Raw genomic sequence first — 18237 nt, forward strand, 5'->3', positions numbered from 1 at the left:
CGGGCGACCGCATAGCCGCCTTCATGCCAGACTGGCACTACTCCGAGTCCCGCCCGAACAGCGTGAAGGAGGCTTCATGAAGGGTACCCCGACCAAGGAGCCCGGTTCGGAGCGGTCGTATACCGAGTCCGAGCTTCGCCCCCTGCTGGAGACGCTCATCACCTGGCGTGACGGCGACTTCCGCCGCCGGGTGCCCCACGCCCCCCACGGCATACTCAGCGAGATCCGGCTCCTGGTGAACGAGGTCGCCGACCGCCGCGAGCACCTGGCCAACGAGCTGCTGCGCGTCCGCAAGGAGGTGACCAAGGAGGGCCGCTTCGGCGTGCGCCTGACCCCCGGCCCCGGCGTCGGCTCGTGGGCCGAGAGCGTCGACTCGGTGAACGCCCTGATCGACGCGCTGGTCGGCCCGGTCAGCAGCGCCGCCGACGTTCTCGACGCCGTCGCCCAGGGTGACCTGTCGCGCCGCATCGACATGGAGACCACCAGCTCGCGGGGCGAGGTGCGCCGCCTCGGCAAGGCCATCAACGGCATGGTCGACCAGCTCGCGCTGTTCACCTCCGAGGTCACCCGGGTCGCCCGCGAGGTCGGCTCGGAGGGCCGGCTCGGCGGCAAGGCCAACCTGGCCGACATGTCCGGAAGCTGGCGCGATCTCACCGACGCCGTGAACACCATGTCCAGCCGGGTGTCCGCCCAGGTCCGCGACATCGCCGTCGTCACCACCGCCGTCGCGCGCGGCGACCTGTCCCGCAAGGTCACCGTCGACGCCGTCGGCGAGATGCTGGAGCTCAAGAACACCGTCAACACCATGGTCGACCAGCTCTCCGCCTTCGCGGAGGAGGTCACCCGCGTGGCCCGCGAGGTCGGCACCGAGGGCGAGCTCGGCGGCCAGGCCCGCGTCCGCGGCGTCTCGGGCGTCTGGAAGGACCTGACGGACAACGTCAACGTCATGGCGGGCAACCTCACCAGCCAGGTGCGCAACATCGCCACCGTGGCGACCGCCGTGGCCCAGGGCGACCTGTCGAAGAAGATCACCGCCGACGCGCAGGGCGAGATCCTCCAGCTCAAAGAGACCCTCAACACGATGGTCGACCAGCTCTCGATGTTCGCCGACGAGGTCACCCGCGTCGCCCGTGAGGTCGGCACCGAGGGCCAGCTCGGCGGGCGCGCCAACGTGAAGGGCGTCTCCGGCGTCTGGAAGGACCTCACCGACAACGTCAACTCGATGGCGTACAACCTGACCTACCAGGTGCGCAACATCGCCCAGGTCACCAAGGCCGTCGCCGGCGGCGACCTGTCCAAGAAGATCGACGTGGACGCCCAGGGCGAGATGCTGGAGCTGAAGTCCACCATCAACACGATGGTCGACCAGCTCTCGTCGGTCGCCTCCGAGGTGAGCCGCGTGGCCCGCGAGGTCGGCTCCGAGGGCCAGCTCGGCGGCCAGGCCCAGGTCCGCGGCGTGTCGGGCGTCTGGAAGGACCTCACCGACAACGTCAACTTCATGGCCAACAACCTGACCTCGCAGGTCCGGCAGATCGCGGCCGTCTCCAACGCCGTCGTGCAGGGCAACCTGTCCAGGAAGATCACCGTGGACGCGCAGGGCGAGATCCTGCAGCTCAAGGACACGGTGAACACCATGGTCGACCAGCTCTCGCTGTTCGCCGACGAGGTCACCCGCGTCGCCCGCGAGGTCGGCACCATGGGCCAGCTCGGCGGCCAGGCCCGCGTCCGCGGCGTCTCGGGCGTCTGGAAGGACCTCACCGACAACGTCAACTCCATGGCCACCAACCTGACCTACCAGGTCCGCAACATCGGCGAGGTCACCACCGCGGTCGCCAGGGGCGACCTGTCGCGCAAGATCGACGTGGACGCGCAGGGCGAGATCCTCGTCCTGAAGACCACCATCAACCGCATGGTGGACCAGCTCTCGTCCTTCGCCTCCGAGGTCACCCGCGTGGCCCGTGAGGTGGCCTCCGAGGGCCGGCTGGGCGGCCAGGCCCGGGTCGAGGGCGTCGAGGGCACCTGGAAGCAGCTCACCGAGAGCGTCAACGAGCTGGCGGGCAACCTGACCACCCAGGTCCGCGCGATCGCCGAGGTCACCAGCGCCGTCGCCCGCGGCGACCTCACCCGCTCGATCAGCGTCGAGGCGCAGGGCGAGCTGGCCGACCTGAAGGACAACATCAACACGATGGTGTCCAACCTGGTCGCCTCCACCAAGGCCAACCAGGAGCAGGACTGGCTCAAGAGCAACCTGGCCCGTGTCTCGCGGCTCATGCAGGGCCACCGCGACCTCCACGAGGTCGGCAAGCTGATCATGAGCGAGCTGACCCCGCTGGTGCAGGCCCACTTCGGCGCCTTCTACATGGTCTCCAGCCCCAGGGACGCCGAGCTGTGGCTCATCGCCGGGTACGGCGTGCGGCCCGGCGCCGGCGTGCGAGAGCGGTTCGCGTTCGGGCAGGGCATCGTCGGGCAGGCGGCGTCCGAGGGCCGTCCCATCGTCCTCGACCACGTCCCGTCCGACTACCTCACCATCGACTCCGGGCTGAGCAGCTCCACCCCCGCGCAGATCGTCGTGCTCCCCGTCCTGTTCGAGGAGCAGGTCCTCGGCGTCATGGAGCTGGCCTCCTTCAGCCGGTTCAGCGAGGCGCACCTGGCCTTCCTCAACCAGCTCGTCGAGACCATCGGCGTCACGATGAACACGATCATCGCCAACTCGCGCACCGAGGGCCTGCTGGCCGAGTCCCAGCGCCTCACCACCGAGCTGCGCGAACGCTCCGACGAGCTGCAACGCCAGCAGGAGGAGCTGCGCAGGTCCAACGCCGAGCTGGAGGACAAGGCCGCGCTGCTCGCCAAGCAGAACCGCGCCATCGAGATCCAGAACTTCCAGATCGAGCAGGCCCGCCGCACGCTGGAGGAACGCGCCGAGCAGCTCGCGGTCTCCTCGCGGTACAAGACCGAGTTCCTGGCCAACATGTCCCACGAGCTGCGCACCCCGCTCAACAGCCTCCTGGTGCTGGCCAAACTGCTCACCGAGAACAGCGAGGGCAACCTCACCCCGCAGCAGGTCGAGTTCGCCAGGACCATCCACGGCGCGGGCTCGGCGCTGCTGCAGCTCATCAACGACATCCTCGACCTGTCCAAGGTCGAGGCCGGGCGCATGGACATCCACCCGCAGCAGATCTCCATGCCCAAGCTCGTCGAGTACGTCGAGGCCACCTTCGGCCCGCTCGCCCTGGACAAGGGCCTGTCCTTCTCCGTCTACGTCGACCCGGCCGTGCCCGAGGAACTGCGGACCGACGAGCAGCGCCTGCAACAGGTCCTGCGCAACCTGCTGTCCAACGCGGTCAAGTTCACCCCCAAGGGCGAGGTGCGGCTGGACATCACGCGGGCGTCCGACGTGCCGTACGTGGACGAGACCCTGCGCGGCAGCGACGACATCCTCTCCTTCGCCGTCGTGGACACCGGCATCGGCATCGCGCCCGAGAAGCTGGACGTCATCTTCGAGCAGTTCCGCCAGGCCGACGGCACCACCAGCCGCAAGTACGGCGGCACGGGCCTCGGCCTGTCGATCTGCCGCGAGATCGCCCGCCTGCTCGGCGGCGAGATCCACGCCAAGAGCGAGCCGGGCAAGGGCAGCACGTTCACGCTGCACCTGCCGGTCAGCTACTCCGGGCCGCTCGCCAACGCCGACGGCGGCGCGGCCATCGCGCCGCTCGACACCCCGCAGGAACGCTCGCTGGAGCTCACCGCCTCCGATGTCCTGCCCGAACTGCCGCAGATCATCGAGGAGCCGCCGCTCCCCGCGCCGCAGACCTGGCAGGGCGACGATCCCCTGAACGATGCGAAGATTCTCATCGTGGACGACGACATCCGTAACGTCTTCGCGCTGACCAGCGTCCTGGAACGCCACGGCGCGACCGTCGTCTACGCTGAGAACGGCCTCGAAGGAATCGAACAGCTCGAACGCAACGAGGACGTCGCGCTCGTGCTGATGGACATCATGATGCCCGAGATGGACGGCTGGGCGACCACCTCGGCGATCCGGCGCATGCCGCAGTTCGCCGACCTCCCGATCATCGCGCTGACCGCCAAGGTCATGCGCGGGGACCGCGAGAAGAGCATCGCCTCCGGCGCGTCCGACTACGTGCCGAAGCCGGTGGACGTCGACCGGCTCCTGGAACGCCTTCGTGGCTGGCTCACGCGCGGCCGGGTGGCCTCCGGCGACGGGAGAGAGGGACGCGGTTGATGCCGGATCGAGCAAAGGTCCTCCTGGTCGACGACCGGGAGGAGAACCTCATCGCCCTGGAGGCCATTCTCAGCTCCCTGGACGTGACCGCCGTACGGGCGCGGTCGGGGGAAGAGGCCCTCAAGGCGCTGCTCGGCACGGACTTCGCCCTGATCCTGCTGGACGTCCGCATGCCCGGCATGGACGGCTTCGAGACCGCCGCCCACATCAAGCGGCGCGAGCGCACCCGCAACATCCCGATCATCTTCCTCACCGTGGTCGACAGCGCCCCCGACTACGCCTTCCGCGGCTACGCCGCCGGCGCCGTCGACTACCTGACCAAGCCGTTCGACCCGTGGGTGCTGCGCGCCAAGGTGTCGGTCTTCGTCGAGCTGTACAACATGAACCGCCGCCTCACGGAGCAGGCCTCGCTGCTGCGTGAGCGCCTCAACGTCGAACTGCCGGACGGCACGGGCGCGGAGGTCCTGCCCGAGCTCTCCCGCCGCCTCAGCGCCGTCGAGGAGGAGCTGGCCCGCATCAAGGACCTGGTCCACCACGCCAACGGCAGCACCGCCCTCTCCGGCCCTCTCGGCGACCTGACCGACCGCGTGACCCACCTCCGCGCCGGCTTCGACGCCCTCTCCTGACCTTCGCGTGCCCGCGGGCCCCCCGCTGACCGCGCTCGCTTCGCGGCGGGGGCCGGAAGGCGGCCCTCACCCCTTCTTCTGACGACGCCGGTGATCTTCCGCACGGGTGCATGCGACTGCGCTACGTCACTGATCCGGCACCTGTCGTCACGGGTGAGGCGTGAATCCTCACTCTTACATTCATCTCTCATTCCGTAAAGAGCGATTGTTCGCAAATATCAGGATGAATCCTGATGAAGGGCTGTTCCAGCATTCGGGACCGGATCCGTTCATTCTTGGGCGTTGAACGACCACTGTCATGAGCGCCATCCCCCCGGACAAAGGCAGAGCCCCATGGTCAAGCGCGCCCTCGCGACGGTCGCCCTCTCCCTCGCCGCGTTACCCGCATTAACGCTCCCCGCATTCGCGGTGACGCTGGAGCAAAAACTCTCCGCACTTTCCGGCTTCACCCAGTCCACGGCCTCCAGCGCCTCCGCGTGGCGCTCCGCCTGGCAGAACCAGGGAGCCTGGGCGGACTACGCCTTCGACTGGTCGACCGACCTCTGCTCCAGCAGCCCCGACCAGCCGCTCGGCTTCGACTTCAGGATGCCGTGCCACCGTCACGACTTCGGCTACCGCAACTACAAGGCCGTGGGCCGCTTCCCGGCCAACAAGTCGCGTATCGACGACTCCTTCTACTTCGACATGAAGCAGGTCTGCGCCGGGTACTCCGGCGCCGCCAAGACCAGCTGCGACGGCGTGGCCTGGACGTACTACCAGGCCGTCAAGCAGTTCGGCTCCCTCAAGGTCACCCAGTCCCAGCTCGACCGCATCCGCGAGCAGGCCGAACGCGCCGCACGGGCCCTCGGCGCGTAGCCCCTCTCGATCCGTCCGCGCAGCCAGGGGCGTCGGCCCGCGACCGCACGGCCACCGCCCGGCGCCCCTGGCCTTGATCACTTCTCCGCGTGTCCCGCCTCATCGCAGGCCATCAAAATGGACACCAAGGGATGAATTCCCGGACTTCTCATCACATCTGCCACTAACGCAGAACTAGTTGCAGAATGTCTGATCTGCATGCGATTCTGACGGCTTATGACCACGGGGAGTACGGCAGACTTAGAGGCTGCCTTATCGAGGGTGATTCGGCTGGCCGATGAGCACGCCCGGGCACTCGATTCTCCCGCGCAATGCATGGCCGCCAGCGCATGGGTAGGCGGCGGGGCGCCCGCCTTCTCCAAAGCCCTGACCGAGCACCGCACGACCATGCAACGAGCCTTCCAGGACGCGGCCGAACAGATCGCCACCCGCATCCGCCAGGAAGGCGGCCAGGCACCGCAGGTGCCCTCCTTCTCCACCCCCATGAGCGTGATGTCCGCCACCCACAACGGCTTCGACGGCATGGACATCGCCAAAATGGAACGCCTGGTGACCGACCTCCACCGCGCCGCCCAACAACTCCCCGACGCAGGCCACCGATTATCGGGCGAACTCTCCGCGATGTGCGTCCCCGCCGCCTCGGGCGCACAGGTCGCCGCCGCAGGCGACTGGGCGCGAAGCCAGGTGAACGACCTACGCACCCGGCTGTCCGTCATCCAGAAGGACCCCGGCTCCACCCGCACCACCACAGCCCTCACGGCCTTCGGCCTCTTCGGCACCCACGCCCCAGACCCCGGCGGCGTCACCAAGCTGACAACGGCAGCCTCCAACGGAGACCCCAAAGCACTCCAGGCCCTCGTGAACCTTCAAAACACCGGCAAGGACGCGACTCTGGCAAGCCGGCTGAACGTCTGGTGGCAACAGTTGAGCCCGACGACCCAGCAGAGCCTACTGAGCCAACGCCCCCAGCTGATCGGGAGCCTGAACGGCCTGCCGGCCGCGACGCGAGACCAGGCCAATCGGGCATATCTCGAGGGTGCCAAGGTTGTACTGGACGAGCAGATCAACGAACTGCGCGCACTGCCGTACCCCGGATTGGTGTCGAGGACCATGAAGGACACGGAGCTCAAGAGACGACAGCTCGCCTCCGTGGAAACGGCCCTGGCCCTTGGCGGGAAGGACGGCCGCCCTCCGGCATATCTGCTGCAACTGGAACTAGGTGATCGCGGCAAGACCGCGATCTCATACGGCAATCCCGACGAAGCCGACAATATCGTTACATATGTGCCGGGTACTGACACCAAGCTCGACGGATTCGGTGGCAGCGACGCCAAACGTGCAGCCTACTTATGGAATCAGGCGAACAGCTCCGCGCCGAACAAGAAGATCGCATCGATCGCCTGGCTCGGCTACGAACCACCACAGTGGGGCGAAACCCACAGTTCGCGGCATACGGTGCTTAATCGCAGTGCCGCTGAAGCAGGCGCGCCACTCCTCGCCAGCTTCACCGATGGGCTACACGCCGCTCATAAGGCAGCATCCGACGTACGACTCAGCGTCCTGGGGCACAGCTACGGATCAACAGTGGTCGGATTGGCCACCCAGCAGCGCTTCCACGGCTTCGCCGACCAAGTGATCTTCGTGGGCAGCCCCGGTGTCGGAGTCGACACGGCCAGGCAACTCGGTGTCGGCTCGGTATGGGTAGGTGAGGCCCCGAACGATCCGGTCGGCGATCTCGGTAAGGCTTCCCCCATCACCCCACTCGGCAAAGACCCCAGTGGTAAGGAATTCGGTGCCCACCATTTCTATGTCCCTGATAATGGTGCGTCGACTCTGAGCTTCAAGGGCCACTCCAGCTATTGGGGAGACACAGAGAGAGGCTGGGACCAGTTCTCACCCGCCATGCAGAATCTCGGACTCCTGGTCAACGGCCAGTACGAAGACCTGACCCGTGCTCCGAAGCACACGGAACCAACGCCGCCCCCTCGACTTCTGGCGCCCGGCCCCCTACCGGTGTCAACGGACGACATCGCGCCTCGCTCGCTCACCTAGCCCGACCGGTCGGAGGATGAATGTCACGCACCACGGTGGTCGCCATCGCCGTCGTCCTACTCGCCGCCGGCTGCGGTGCCCAGGGAGAAGTCGTGAACAATAGGCCAGCCATGACAGAGAGCCAGGCCCTCGCCCGGATCGCACAACTGGTCGATGGGACCGTGAGTGTGATCCAACCGAAGCCTCACCTGGAGTTATACCGTCCCAGCCTGGACAGCAGGCCGTGTTCCGCCTCCGGGGAGGGAGGCCCTGAGGACGGCGTCGTGATAAGTCGGGGCTACTACCTCAACGGCGTTCCAAAGGAACAGCTCAAAGAGGTGTCCGAGAAGATCAGGCTGTATTGGGAACAGCAGGGTCATGTGATCGAGACAGCGTCCGAGACCGGGATAAACATCGGCGCACGTTCTCGACCGGACGACTTCATAATGGCGCTGTTCCGCACGAACGAGAATGTGCTGGGCGTCGGAATCACCTCGACCTGCGTCCTGGCCCAGAAAACTCCTCGGCCCTCGGACGGCTGAGCTGGGAACGGTCAGCGGCGGGCGCGTTCCAGGGCGTCCCAGAAGCCGCGGCGGAGGGCGTGGCGGACTTCGTCGTGGAGGAGGAAGTCGATGGGGAGGGATGAACCCTGGAGGAGGCGGGCCTCCAGGTCGGACGGCATGCGGGGTTTGCGGGCGAGGACGGCCTCCAGCCAGAGGGCCGGGGCGTCGCGGGCGACGGACTCGCCGAAGTCGTGGCCCTCCTTGTGGGCGGCTTTGACGGCGTCCGCCAGGGTGGTCGTGCCCGGCATGCCGCTGGGGACCGGAGCGGGCTGCGGGCCGGTGTACGGGCCGAGCTGGGAGGTCGGGTAGGCAGAGCCGGAGGAGCCGCCGTTCGACGGGGCCGAGGAGCCCAGGGTGTACTGACCGCCCGCCTGGGGCGGCACCGGCGCGGCCAGGGGCTGCGACGCGGGGGGCTGGGAGCTCCGGGAGGACGACGGGGCGTCCGAGTAGTTCGAGTACGCCGGGGGCAGAGCGGGTTGCGACGAGCGCGACGACGAGTCGGAGCGGGGACTGTTGGAGGAGACCGAGCCCGACCGCGTGCTCGATGGCACGGAGGAGATGGAGCCCGGGTCGGACGAGGCATGGGCGCCCGCCCCCGGGGAGGTTCCGGCCGGGGAGTTCGCCGCGAGGTTTCCCGAGGCGGACCCTGAGGAGGTTCCAGCATAGGAGCCTGCGGAGCTTCCGGCATGGGGGCCCGCAGAGCTTCCGGCATGGGAGCCCGCAGAGCTTCCGGCGTGGGAGGCTGTGGAGTTTCCGGCATACGACCCCGCGGAGGTGCCGGCGTGGTTCCCCGCGTGGTTCGGGGCCGGATTTCCCGCGTGAGAGCCCGCATGGTTCGCGGTCGGGTTTCCGGCGTGAGAACCCGTGGGGTTCGGGGTGTGGGTTCCTGTGCCGTAGGTGGAAGGGTTCTGGGAGGTCAGGCCGCCGGTTGGGGAGGCGTATGAGCCGGTCCCTGCCGTGCCGAGCGTGCCGCCTCCCGTGCCGTGGGTCCCGCCGCCTGTGCCCGGCCCGGTGGCGTGCGCGCCGCTCCCCGCGTCTCTTGGGGACGGGGGGCTGGTGGAGAGGCCGTGGGAACCCGTACCCGTTCCCTGCGAACCCGGGGTCGTCGAGAGGCCGTGCGAACCCGCGCCTGTCGAGGAGCCGGGTGAACCGGTGCCCGCGGATCCTTGGTTGCGGGAGCTGGTGCCCAGAAAGCCGAAGTTGTGGACGCCGGTGAGCCCCACCTGGTCGGCGGGCGAGGGCGTGGTGTGCGAACCCGAGCCCGCCGGAACGGTCCCGGACGAGCCGCCGCCGATCGAGCCGGCCCCGCCCGCGTTCGGCCCCGGAGTGCCGGACCCACTGGAGGCCGAACCAAGGGAACCGGACCCGCCCGTGTGCGAACCAAGGGTGCCGGACCCACTGGACGTCGAGCCCAGAGAACCGGACCCGCCCGTGTGCGAACCAAGGGTGCCGGATCCGCCGGACGTCGAGCCCAGGGAACCGGACCCGCCCGTGGTCGAGCCCAGGGAACCGGATCCGCTGGAGGGGGAGCCCAAGGAAGCTGAGCCGCCGGCAGTGGAGCCGAAGGAACCGGACCCCGGGGAGGTCGAACCGAGGGAACCGGATCCCGGCGAGGTGGGGCCGGGGGAAGCGGGTCCTGGCGGGGTGGAGGCGAGGGAGCCTGATCGTGGAGAGTTCGGGCCCAGGGAGTTGGAGCCTGGGAGGTTGCCGGACGCGCCGGGGGATCGGGAGGCGAGCGGGCCGCCGTGCGGGGACGTCTGGCCAGGCTGGTCCCCTTGCGCGCCCGCGCCGTACGCACCGGAGCCCTGGGCGCCCACGCCGTGCGAGCCGGAGCTCTGGCCGGTCGCGCCGTGCGTACCTGTGCCCGGCGATCCCGAGGCGTAGCCGCCGGTGCCCTGGGCGGTGAGGCCGTACGAGCCCGCGCCGTGCGAACCGTCTCCATGGGGGCCCGCGCCGTAGGACCTTGCGCCGTGCGACCCGTCTCCGTGCGAACCGTCCCCGTGGGAACCCGCGCCCTGCGATCCATTCCCATGGGCGGCCGCGCTGTGCGGCCCGTCACCATAGGGACCTGTGACGTGGGAGGTGGTGCTGTGGGAACCGTCGCCGTGGGGACCGGTCACATGGGATGCGGTGCCCGAGAGGCCGTCGCCGTGGGAGCCGGGGGAATCGGTTGAGAAGGTGAAATTTCCGGTATTGGAGGCCGTGCCGGCAGCACCGGAGCCCGTTGGGTACGAGCCGGTGCCGTGGGGGCCGGATCCGTACGAATCCGCCCCGAGTGAGCCGCCGCCCTGGGAACCGGTGGAAGCTCCCAGGTTCCCGGACGGGAGAGCGCTCTGGCCGTGAGCGTCCGAACCCGCCTCTGTGCCGCTGTTTCCGGACGTGTCCCCGCCCGGCCCGTAGGACGAGGAGGTCGGTCCCGCCTGGCCGGACGCCCCCGGTCCGAGGGACGCCGAAGGGCGGCCCCCGGTACCGCGCGTCCCCGTGTCAGGGGAACCCGCGCCGCCGCCCTGGGAGCCGGCGGAGGAGGCCGGGGAGCCGCCGTGGGCACCGGACGTGCCAGAGGTCGACGTGCCGGCGCCGCCGGGAGCGGAGGCGAAGGAGCCTGTGGCCGGGCCGGTGCCGAGTGAGCCCGTACTGAAGGATCCCGTGGCCGGACCGGTACCGGGCGAGCCGGAGGCGGGACCCGTACCGAGAGAGCCCGAGGCCGGGCCGGTGCTGAGGGAACCCGAGGTGAACGGGGCCGAGGCGGGAGAGGGGGCGAAGGGGCCGGTGGGTGGCGCCGTGGTGAAAGGGCCGGTCGGCGGCGGGGTGGAGGGGTAGGCCGATGCGGGGCGGCCGTTGTAGGCGGTGTCGCGGGGGCGGCCGTTGCCGATCGGAGCCGGGAGGTGGAAGCCGTTGGACGGTCCGCTGTCGGGGCCGGCGGCGATGTTGCCCGTCACGAGGCTGACGTACGGCCGGAGGTGGCCGCTGCCGATCTCGATGAGGTCGTCGCATTCCTGCTGGAGGGTGCGGGACACCGCCCAGCCCCCCTCGGCCGCGATGTGGATCACGGTGACGCGGATGCCGAGGTCCTGCGCGTCGCTGACGACCTGGGCGAGGTCTTCGTCCCCGCTGACGACGACGGCGTCGCAGATGGCGTTGTTCCGGGCCAGGGTCATGAGGTCGCGGTGGACCTGCGCGTCCACGCCTTCCCTGCGGCCGGGGCGGATGCGGGCCAGGCGGAGCTTGAGGCCGGGGATGTCGGCGAGGGCGTCGTGCTCGGGAGTGCGCCGTCCCTCGACGGTCGCCTCATACCAATAGCACCGCAACAGGGGCAGATCGGTACGCTCGCGGGAAAGCGTGGAGAGGAGTTGCAGCAGGCCGGGGTAGTCCCAGGCGACGGCCTCGCGATGGCGGGTCCCATGCACGGCCATCGCGCCGTCCGCCAGCAGATAGCCAGCGTCCACGAACAGCGCGCAGCGATCCACGCGACACCGCCCTCTCATACATGGCCAAGGTCCGGTGGCAGCCGAAGCCCGGCCCTATCTCAGGGTAATGAAGGCTCTGATCCTGCGAGGGTGAATCCCGGCGATTCGGCCCGCGCATGCCCATGTTCGGGAATGTTCCCGCCGACCGTACCAGTTTGCCGTTATTTTCAGCCCTTGGTGATAAAGGAGTGGCCCCGCAGGGGGTGCTCCTGGCAGGTCTCTAGGCTGGCCTCCATGGATGAGCGCGCGAAACTTCTCGATGAGATCAAGAAAAAGGGAGTGGTGCACGGACGGGTCGTGCTGAGCTCGGGCCGTGAGGCCGACTGGTACGTGGACCTGCGCCGTATCACCCTGGACGGCGTGGCGGCCCCACTGGTGGGCCAGGTCATGCTGGACGTCACCGAGGATCTCGGCTACGACGCCGTGGGCGGCCTGACGCTGGGCGCCGATCCGGTCGCCACGGCCATGCTGCACGCCGCCGCCGCGCGGGGACGCCACCTGGACGCGTTCGTGGTGCGCAAGGCGGGCAAGGCCCACGGCCTCCAGCGCAGGATCGAGGGTCCGGACGTCGCGGGCCGCCGCGTGCTGGCCGTGGAGGACACCTCGACGACGGGCGGTTCCGTGCTCACGGCCGTGGAGGCGCTGCGCGAGGCCGGCGCGGAGATCGTGGGCGTGGCCACCATCGTGGACCGCGGGGCGGCGGCCGCGATCGAGGCGACGGGCCTGCCCTATCGCACGGCCTACACCCTCACCGACCTCGGGCTGGACTGAGGCCGCGGGGGATCCCGCGCGGGAGGCCCGGGTGGGGGGACGTCCTCATTTGAACCGGTCGGCGATGAAGCTCTGCCGCTCCCCCGGCTTGGCCGGGGGGCGGGCCCTGCCGTTGACCTCGACGTACAGCGTGGAGGCGTCGGCGAGGACGACGTCCAGCCGGGGCTGGGAGTACATGGCCTGCTGGCCGCGGGTGAGCTCGCGGTCCTCGACGATGTCGCCGCCGCTGACCCGTACGAAGATCGGGCAGCGGTCCGCCCGGCACTCGACGTACAGCGTGGGAAGGTCGCCGGACGAGTCCTCCTCCGCGAGGGTGGGGGACGCCGGGGCCGTGACGAGCGGGGTCGTGGCGGGCGGGGCGGTGGGCGTGCCGCCGTCCCCGTCGGAGCTGAGCGAGCCGATCAGCGCGACGGCGCCGAGGACGACCAGACCCAACACCACGAGGATCGCGACGCCCACGAGCAGCAGGCGGGCGATTCCCATGGGGTCAGACCGGTGGCGTCCCACCCTTCGGAGGGTAGCCGCTGGACATCACGGTCACCGAAGGGTCGCCGGTACTCCTATGGGAGCGGGCCGGCGGGTCAGTGCGGGCTGGCGTCCCTGTGGTGACGTCCGCGCGGCTCGGCGACCTGCTGCTGCTGCGGTGCCGCCTTGCGGTTCTTCAGGACCTCGCGGACGATCGGGATGACCGACAGCACGATGATCACCGCGGCGCCCGGCAGGATGTACCGGTCGACGTTGGGGATGGCGCTGCCCGCGAAGTAGCCGATGAGCAGCATCGACTCGGTCCAGAGGACGCCGCCGATCACGTTCCACAGCAGGAAGGTGGCGCGGGGCATGCCGAGCATGCCGGCCACGGGGTTGAGGAACGTGCGGACGATCGGGATGAACCTCGCCAGGACGACGGCGCGCGCGGGCCCGAACTTCTGGAAATAGTGTTCGGCCTTGTCCACGTACTCTTGCTTGAACAGCCGCGAGTCGGGGCGCGCGAACAGCCGGGGGCCGGTCTTGGCTCCGATGTAGTGGCCGAGCTGGGCGCCGAGGATCGCGCACAGCGGCGCGCAGATCAGCAGGACGGCCAGTGGGAATGGCGCGTCGAGGCCCACCGAGGCGGCGACCGCCGTGGACGCCCCCATGCCCGCGACCACCAGCAGCGAGTCACCGGGCAGGAAGAATCCGATGAGCAGTCCGGTCTCGGCGAAAATGATCACGAGAATGCCGATGAGCCCGAAGGTGACGATCCACCATTGGGCGTCCAGAAGGTTTGTGAGGTCCATCACCGATGAGAGTACCGCCGCGCGGCGGGGTAGAGGTGCCAGTGGGGTGTACCCGTCACGCCGGGAGGGCGGCGGGTGTCCCAGGGAAGGGAAAGGCACGGGGAACGACGCGGGAGAATGGTGCGAGGCCGGCGCGCCCGGGGAGCGGACACATGCTGGACCCCTTCTTCCTCGTCCGCCGCTCCTTCGCAATACTTGCCCCGGGGATCCCGACCCCGGTCAGCCACACGTCCAGCCAAACGTTCCGTCTAGGGAGTTGACTTCCGATGCCCATCGCGACCCCAGAGGTCTACGCCGAAATGCTCGACCGGGCCAAGGCCAATGGTTTCGCATATCCGGCGATCAACGTGACGTCCTCGCAGACGCTGAACGCCGCGCTGCGCGGCTTCGCCGAGGCCGAGAGCGACGGCATCATCCAGGTGTCGACCGGTGGCGCCGAGTACCTGTCCGGCCCGTCGGTGAAGGACATGGTGACCGGGTCCGTGGCGCTGGCGGAGTTCGCCCGCGTGGTCGCGGACAAGTACCCCGTGAACATCGCCCTGCACACCGACCACTGCCCCAAGGACAAGCTCGACGGCTTCGTCCGCCCGCTGCTGGAGATCTCCCAGCGCCGCGTGGCCGAGGGCAAGGACCCGCTGTTCCAGTCCCACATGTGGGACGGCTCGGCCTGCCCGCTGGACGAGAACCTGCAGATCGCCCGTGAACTGCTGGAGAAGGCGGCGGCGGCGCGGGTCGTGCTGGAGGCCGAGATCGGCGTCGTCGGCGGCGAGGAGGACGGCGTCGTCGGCGAGATGAACGAGAAGCTGTACAGCACGCCCGAGGACGCCCTGGCCACCGCCGAGGCGCTCGGGCTCGGGGAGCGCGGCGAGTACCTGCTGGCCGCGACGTTCGGCAACGTGCACGGCGTCTACAAGCCGGGTCACGTCAAGCTGCGCCCGACCGTGCTGAAGGAGATCCAGGAGGCGGTGGCCGCCAAGTACGGCACCGAGAAGCCCTTCAACCTGGTGTTCCACGGTGGCTCCGGCTCCTCGCTGGAGGAGATCCGCGAGGCGATCTCCTACGGCGTGGTGAAGATGAACATCGACACCGACACCCAGTACGCCTTCACCCGCCCGGTCGCCGACCACATGTTCCGCAAGTACGACGGCGTGCTGAAGGTCGACGGCGACGTGGGCAACAAGAAGGACTACGACCCGCGCGCGTGGGGCAAGTCGGCCGAGGCCGGCATGGCCGCCCGGGTGCGGGAGGCCTGCGAGCACCTGCTGTCGGCGGGCAACAAGCTGTCCTGACCGGCGGCGCGCGGCGACGCACAGAGACACGCCAGAACGGGCGGGCCCGGCGGGTCCGCCCGTTCTTGTGAATCTGCTGAGAAAAACAGTAAAAACTAGTAACCGGGAGACTCTTCTCACAAATACCTCGTTAGCATGAGCTAAATGTCCATCTCCTACCGATCGCGGCCATATGTCTGCGGTGCCATCGGAAAGTGGGATGCGCGCATAGTGGAGCGGCTGGTGGCGGCCTCTCCACGGGGGCTCGACGAGGTGCACCGATCACCGCTGGCCACGCTGTGGTCGACCGGAGAGCCGGAGAACTGGTCCCGGGGACCGCGCTCCGGCTACCTGTGGTGGCCGGCCGCCGGAGGCGCCCCGCAGCCGGGCACGTGGCAGGAGGCCGCCGAGCGACGCCTCGCCGCGGGACTGGTGATCGAGCCCGGCGGCGCCGTGCTCCACACCGACGCCCTCGGGTTGCACGAGCTGAACGTCCGCCGCCTCGGGGACGCCCTCTACTTCTCCGCCCGCCTCGCCCCGCTGACCACGCTGGACCGCGATCCCCTGCACGTCGACTGGTCGGCCTGGGCGAACCTGCTGGTCATGATGACCCCGCTCGGGGACGAGACGCCGTTCGCCGAGATCCGGCACATGGAACCCGCGACGGCCTGGCGCGCCGGGCGCGACGGCGGCCCGCGCCTCGACCGCTTCGCCCCCGCCTGGCTCGCCGCCGACCCGTCCCGGCCTCCGGCGCCCGAGGACGTCGTCGAGCTGATCGCCGCCCGGATCCCGCACCGCGCGGGCCCGGTGGCGATCGGCCTGAGCGGCGGATGGGACTCGCGGCTGCTCGCGGCGCTGGCCGCCCGCCGCGCGTCCGCCCGGATCGAGGCGTGGACGACCAGCACCGACGACGGGCTCGACCTAGACATCCCCCGCGCCAGGACCGTCGCGGCGGCGCTCGGCGTCCCGCACCACGTGGTCAGGCCGGGCCCGGAGTCGTGGCTGGAGGAGCACGGCGAGGTGTGGCGGCGCACGCAGTACCAGACGCTGCACCACTCCTGGGCGATGCCGTACGCCCGGGCCGTCCACCGCCTGCGCGCCCCGCTGATCGACGGTTGCCTGGGGGACGGCCTGTTCCGCAGGGGCGCCCCCGCCGAGGTGACCGGGGCGAACGACCCCGGGCGGGCGCGGGAGGCGATGTGGCGGGCGCTGTCCACGCACTTCCCCCGCCAGGAGGAGGTGTGGGCGCGCGGCGCGGGCGAGGCGATCGCCGAGCTCGGCCTGGCGGCGTTCCACCGGGTGACGCGCCCGTTCGACGGCCACCACGCCATGCCGGTCCTGTCCAGGTTGACGACCCGGTACCGCGGCATCTTCACCTCGCCGTCCTGGCTGCTCGGCCCGGAGACGGAGGTGTGGCTGCCGTTCGCCGACCCCGACGTGATCGCCGCCGCCCTGAGCGTGCCGCTCCCGGCGCGGGAGGATCACGCGTATTACCGGGCCATGCTGGGGTACGGGGCGGCGGGTGTGGCGACACTGCCCTCCACGAACGATCCGGGCGAGCGTCCGGCCCCCGGACCGCAGCGCAAGACCAGCCCGGCCGCCCTGTCCGCCCTCGCCGGGAGCGTCGCCGCCGACGGCGACGTGCGCGACCTCCTCGGCCCACGTATGCTCGCCACGCTGAAGGACCCCGAGCTCCGCGCCCGGCAAACCCGCTGGTCAGGGCCCCTGTACGTTCTCCAGTGGGCGAGCATGCTGGCACGCTGGCGCGCCCGGCACGGCTCCCGCCTCGCCTGGACGCCGCTCACGTGAACGCCCCCCGAACCCACCCTCGCCGCCCCACCAAGAAAGGCCAGGAATTCGGATAATGCGGACACTCTCCCCACGCCTCCTGCTGATCGGCAGCGCCGCCTTCGCAGGCCTCGCGGTGGTGGTGCCGGTGCTGCTGTCCGTCCTAGGAGACGTGCCCCCGCTCGCGGCGGTCCAGCTCGCCGCCACGCTGCTCGTCCTCGCCGCCGCCGTCGCGATCGTCGCGGGCGTCCGCAGGACCGACGGCAAGGCCCTGCGCATCGACACCAGGACCAAGCGCCAGGACACCGCGCTGACGCGGACCGAGCGCGACCTCGCCCGGCTCGCCACGATCCTGGACGGGCTCGCCGGACGCCTGGAGGAGGCCGCGCGCCACCAGTCCGGCTCCGTGCTCGCCGCGCTCGGCGAGGACCGCATGGCCCTCGCCACGCAGGCGGGCCGCCTGGACGAGCTGGCGGAGTCGGTGGCGCGCATCGACGCCGTGGTCCTGCGGAACGCGGACGGCCTGCGCGAGCTGCGCGACCTCGTCCACGACCAGACGGCGGGCGGCGTCGCCCAGACCGTGCGCGAGATCGGCGAGCGGCTGGACGCGCTCGGCGGCGAGGTCCGCGACGGGCACGCCGAGCTGGCGGGGGCCGTGCGGCAGAACTACGCGCAGCTGGAGGCGCTGGTCGACGTGCGCGCGCTGCTCCAGCCGCGCGCCCCGCTGCCGCGGCTGCGCGGCTGGGCGGCCTCGCCGGACGTGCTGCGCCTGCTGGTGGAGCGGGTCGCGGTCGACCACCCCAAGATCATCGTGGAGTGCGGCAGCGGCGCGTCCAGCGTCTGGCTCGGTTACGCCGTCCAGCGCTTCGGCGGCGGCCGGGTGATCGCCCTGGAGCACGACGAGCGGTTCGCCCACTCCTCCCGCGATCTCGTGCTCGCCCACGGGTTGCAGGACGTCGTGGAGATCCGCCACGCGCCGCTCACCTCGTGGCACGACGGCGACGAGGTGATCCCCTGGTACGACACGCGGGCGCTGGACGACCTCACCGACATCGGGCTGGTCTTCGTGGACGGCCCGCCGGGGGCCACCGCCCCGCTGGCGCGCTATCCGGCGCTTCCGGTGCTGCTGCCCCGCTGCGCGCCGGACGCGTGGTTCGTCCTGGACGACGGTGCGCGTGCCGCCGAACGGGAGATCGCCGACCGGTGGCTCGCGGAGTTCCCCGAGATCACCGGCTCCTCCTTCCCCGCCGAGAAGGGAGCGATGGTGCTGAGGCGGACCGGCCGATGATCCGCGGCCTCCCCTGCACGGGACGGACGACGCCCCCGGGGTCACCTCGCGCGGGACGGA

Annotated in this window: 11 protein-coding genes and 2 pseudogenes; 9 read left to right on the top strand and 4 right to left on the bottom strand. The window is 70.1% G+C overall.

Translation table 11 applies throughout. From position 1 onward, the window contains the following. Nucleotides 1-76: 76 nt before the first annotated feature. The 5 genes from BJ981_RS06925 to BJ981_RS06945 all read left to right on the top strand — a co-directional run bounded on the left by BJ981_RS06925 (nt 77) and on the right by BJ981_RS06945 (nt 8297). Nucleotides 77-4243, top strand: coding sequence for a HAMP domain-containing protein (locus BJ981_RS06925; protein ID WP_184609075.1), 4167 nt, complete (start codon nt 77-79; stop codon nt 4241-4243). Next, the gene (locus tag BJ981_RS06930) at nt 4243-4869 is read left to right on the top strand and encodes a response regulator (RefSeq protein WP_184609077.1); all 627 of its coding nucleotides are present in this window, start codon (nt 4243-4245) and stop codon (nt 4867-4869) included. The genes BJ981_RS06925 and BJ981_RS06930 overlap by 1 nt, the downstream gene beginning before the upstream one ends. 333 nt (nt 4870-5202) lie before the next feature. After that, a complete protein-coding gene (locus BJ981_RS06935; protein ID WP_184609078.1) occupies nt 5203-5724 on the top strand; it encodes a phospholipase in 522 nt (173 codons plus the stop codon). Between the two features lie 315 nt (nt 5725-6039). Next, a complete protein-coding gene (locus tag BJ981_RS06940) occupies nt 6040-7776 on the top strand; it encodes an alpha/beta hydrolase (protein WP_204070325.1) in 1737 nt (578 codons plus the stop codon). Nucleotides 7777-7796: 20 nt separating this feature from the next. Then, nucleotides 7797-8297 carry a hypothetical protein gene (locus BJ981_RS06945; RefSeq protein ID WP_184609081.1) on the top strand — a complete coding sequence of 167 codons (501 nt, stop codon included), beginning with the start codon at nt 7797-7799 and terminating at the stop codon, nt 8295-8297. 11 nt (nt 8298-8308) lie between these two features. Here the strand turns inward: BJ981_RS06945 and BJ981_RS39755 are convergent. Beyond that, nucleotides 8309-8539: pseudogene (locus tag BJ981_RS39755) on the bottom strand (NYN domain-containing protein); the annotation flags it as partial. 2811 nt (nt 8540-11350) lie between these two features. Then, nucleotides 11351-11803, bottom strand: a pseudogene (locus BJ981_RS06955) (NYN domain-containing protein); the annotation flags it as partial. A 216-nt stretch (nt 11804-12019) separates the two neighbouring features. On the opposite strand from BJ981_RS06955, the gene pyrE reads away from it, so the two are divergent. Further along, nucleotides 12020-12556 (top strand): orotate phosphoribosyltransferase, encoded by a 537-nt coding sequence (gene pyrE / locus BJ981_RS06960; RefSeq protein WP_184609083.1) that lies wholly within the window; start codon nt 12020-12022, stop codon nt 12554-12556. A 45-nt stretch (nt 12557-12601) separates the two neighbouring features. Here the strand turns inward: pyrE and BJ981_RS06965 are convergent, their stop codons facing one another. Together BJ981_RS06965 and BJ981_RS06970 are read right to left on the bottom strand one after the other, a co-directional pair. Then, on the bottom strand, nt 12602-13039 hold the full coding sequence (locus BJ981_RS06965; RefSeq protein ID WP_184609085.1) for a hypothetical protein: 438 nt from the start codon (nt 13037-13039) through the stop codon (nt 12602-12604). Between the two features lie 98 nt (nt 13040-13137). Then, the gene (locus BJ981_RS06970) at nt 13138-13833 is read right to left on the bottom strand and encodes a DedA family protein (RefSeq protein WP_184609086.1); all 696 of its coding nucleotides are present in this window, start codon (nt 13831-13833) and stop codon (nt 13138-13140) included. A gap of 266 nt (nt 13834-14099) precedes the next feature. On the opposite strand from BJ981_RS06970, the gene fbaA reads away from it, so the two are divergent. The 3 genes from fbaA (at nt 14100) to BJ981_RS06985 (ending at nt 18177) form a co-directional block, all read left to right on the top strand. Next, entirely contained in the window at nt 14100-15122 is a 1023-nt protein-coding gene (gene fbaA / locus BJ981_RS06975; RefSeq protein ID WP_184609088.1) for a class II fructose-bisphosphate aldolase, read from the top strand. A 222-nt stretch (nt 15123-15344) separates the two neighbouring features. Next, nucleotides 15345-16910: an asparagine synthase-related protein gene (locus BJ981_RS06980; RefSeq protein ID WP_184609089.1), complete on the top strand. Its 1566-nt coding sequence runs from the start codon at nt 15345-15347 to the stop codon at nt 16908-16910. Nucleotides 16911-16965: 55 nt separating this feature from the next. After that, complete coding sequence (locus BJ981_RS06985) at nt 16966-18177, top strand: class I SAM-dependent methyltransferase (protein WP_239139317.1); 1212 nt, start codon at nt 16966-16968, stop codon at nt 18175-18177. Nucleotides 18178-18237 lie beyond the last annotated feature (60 nt).

Origin of the sequence: Sphaerisporangium krabiense (genome assembly GCF_014200435.1) — a bacterium.
GTDB classification, from domain to species: domain Bacteria; phylum Actinomycetota; class Actinomycetes; order Streptosporangiales; family Streptosporangiaceae; genus Sphaerisporangium; species Sphaerisporangium krabiense.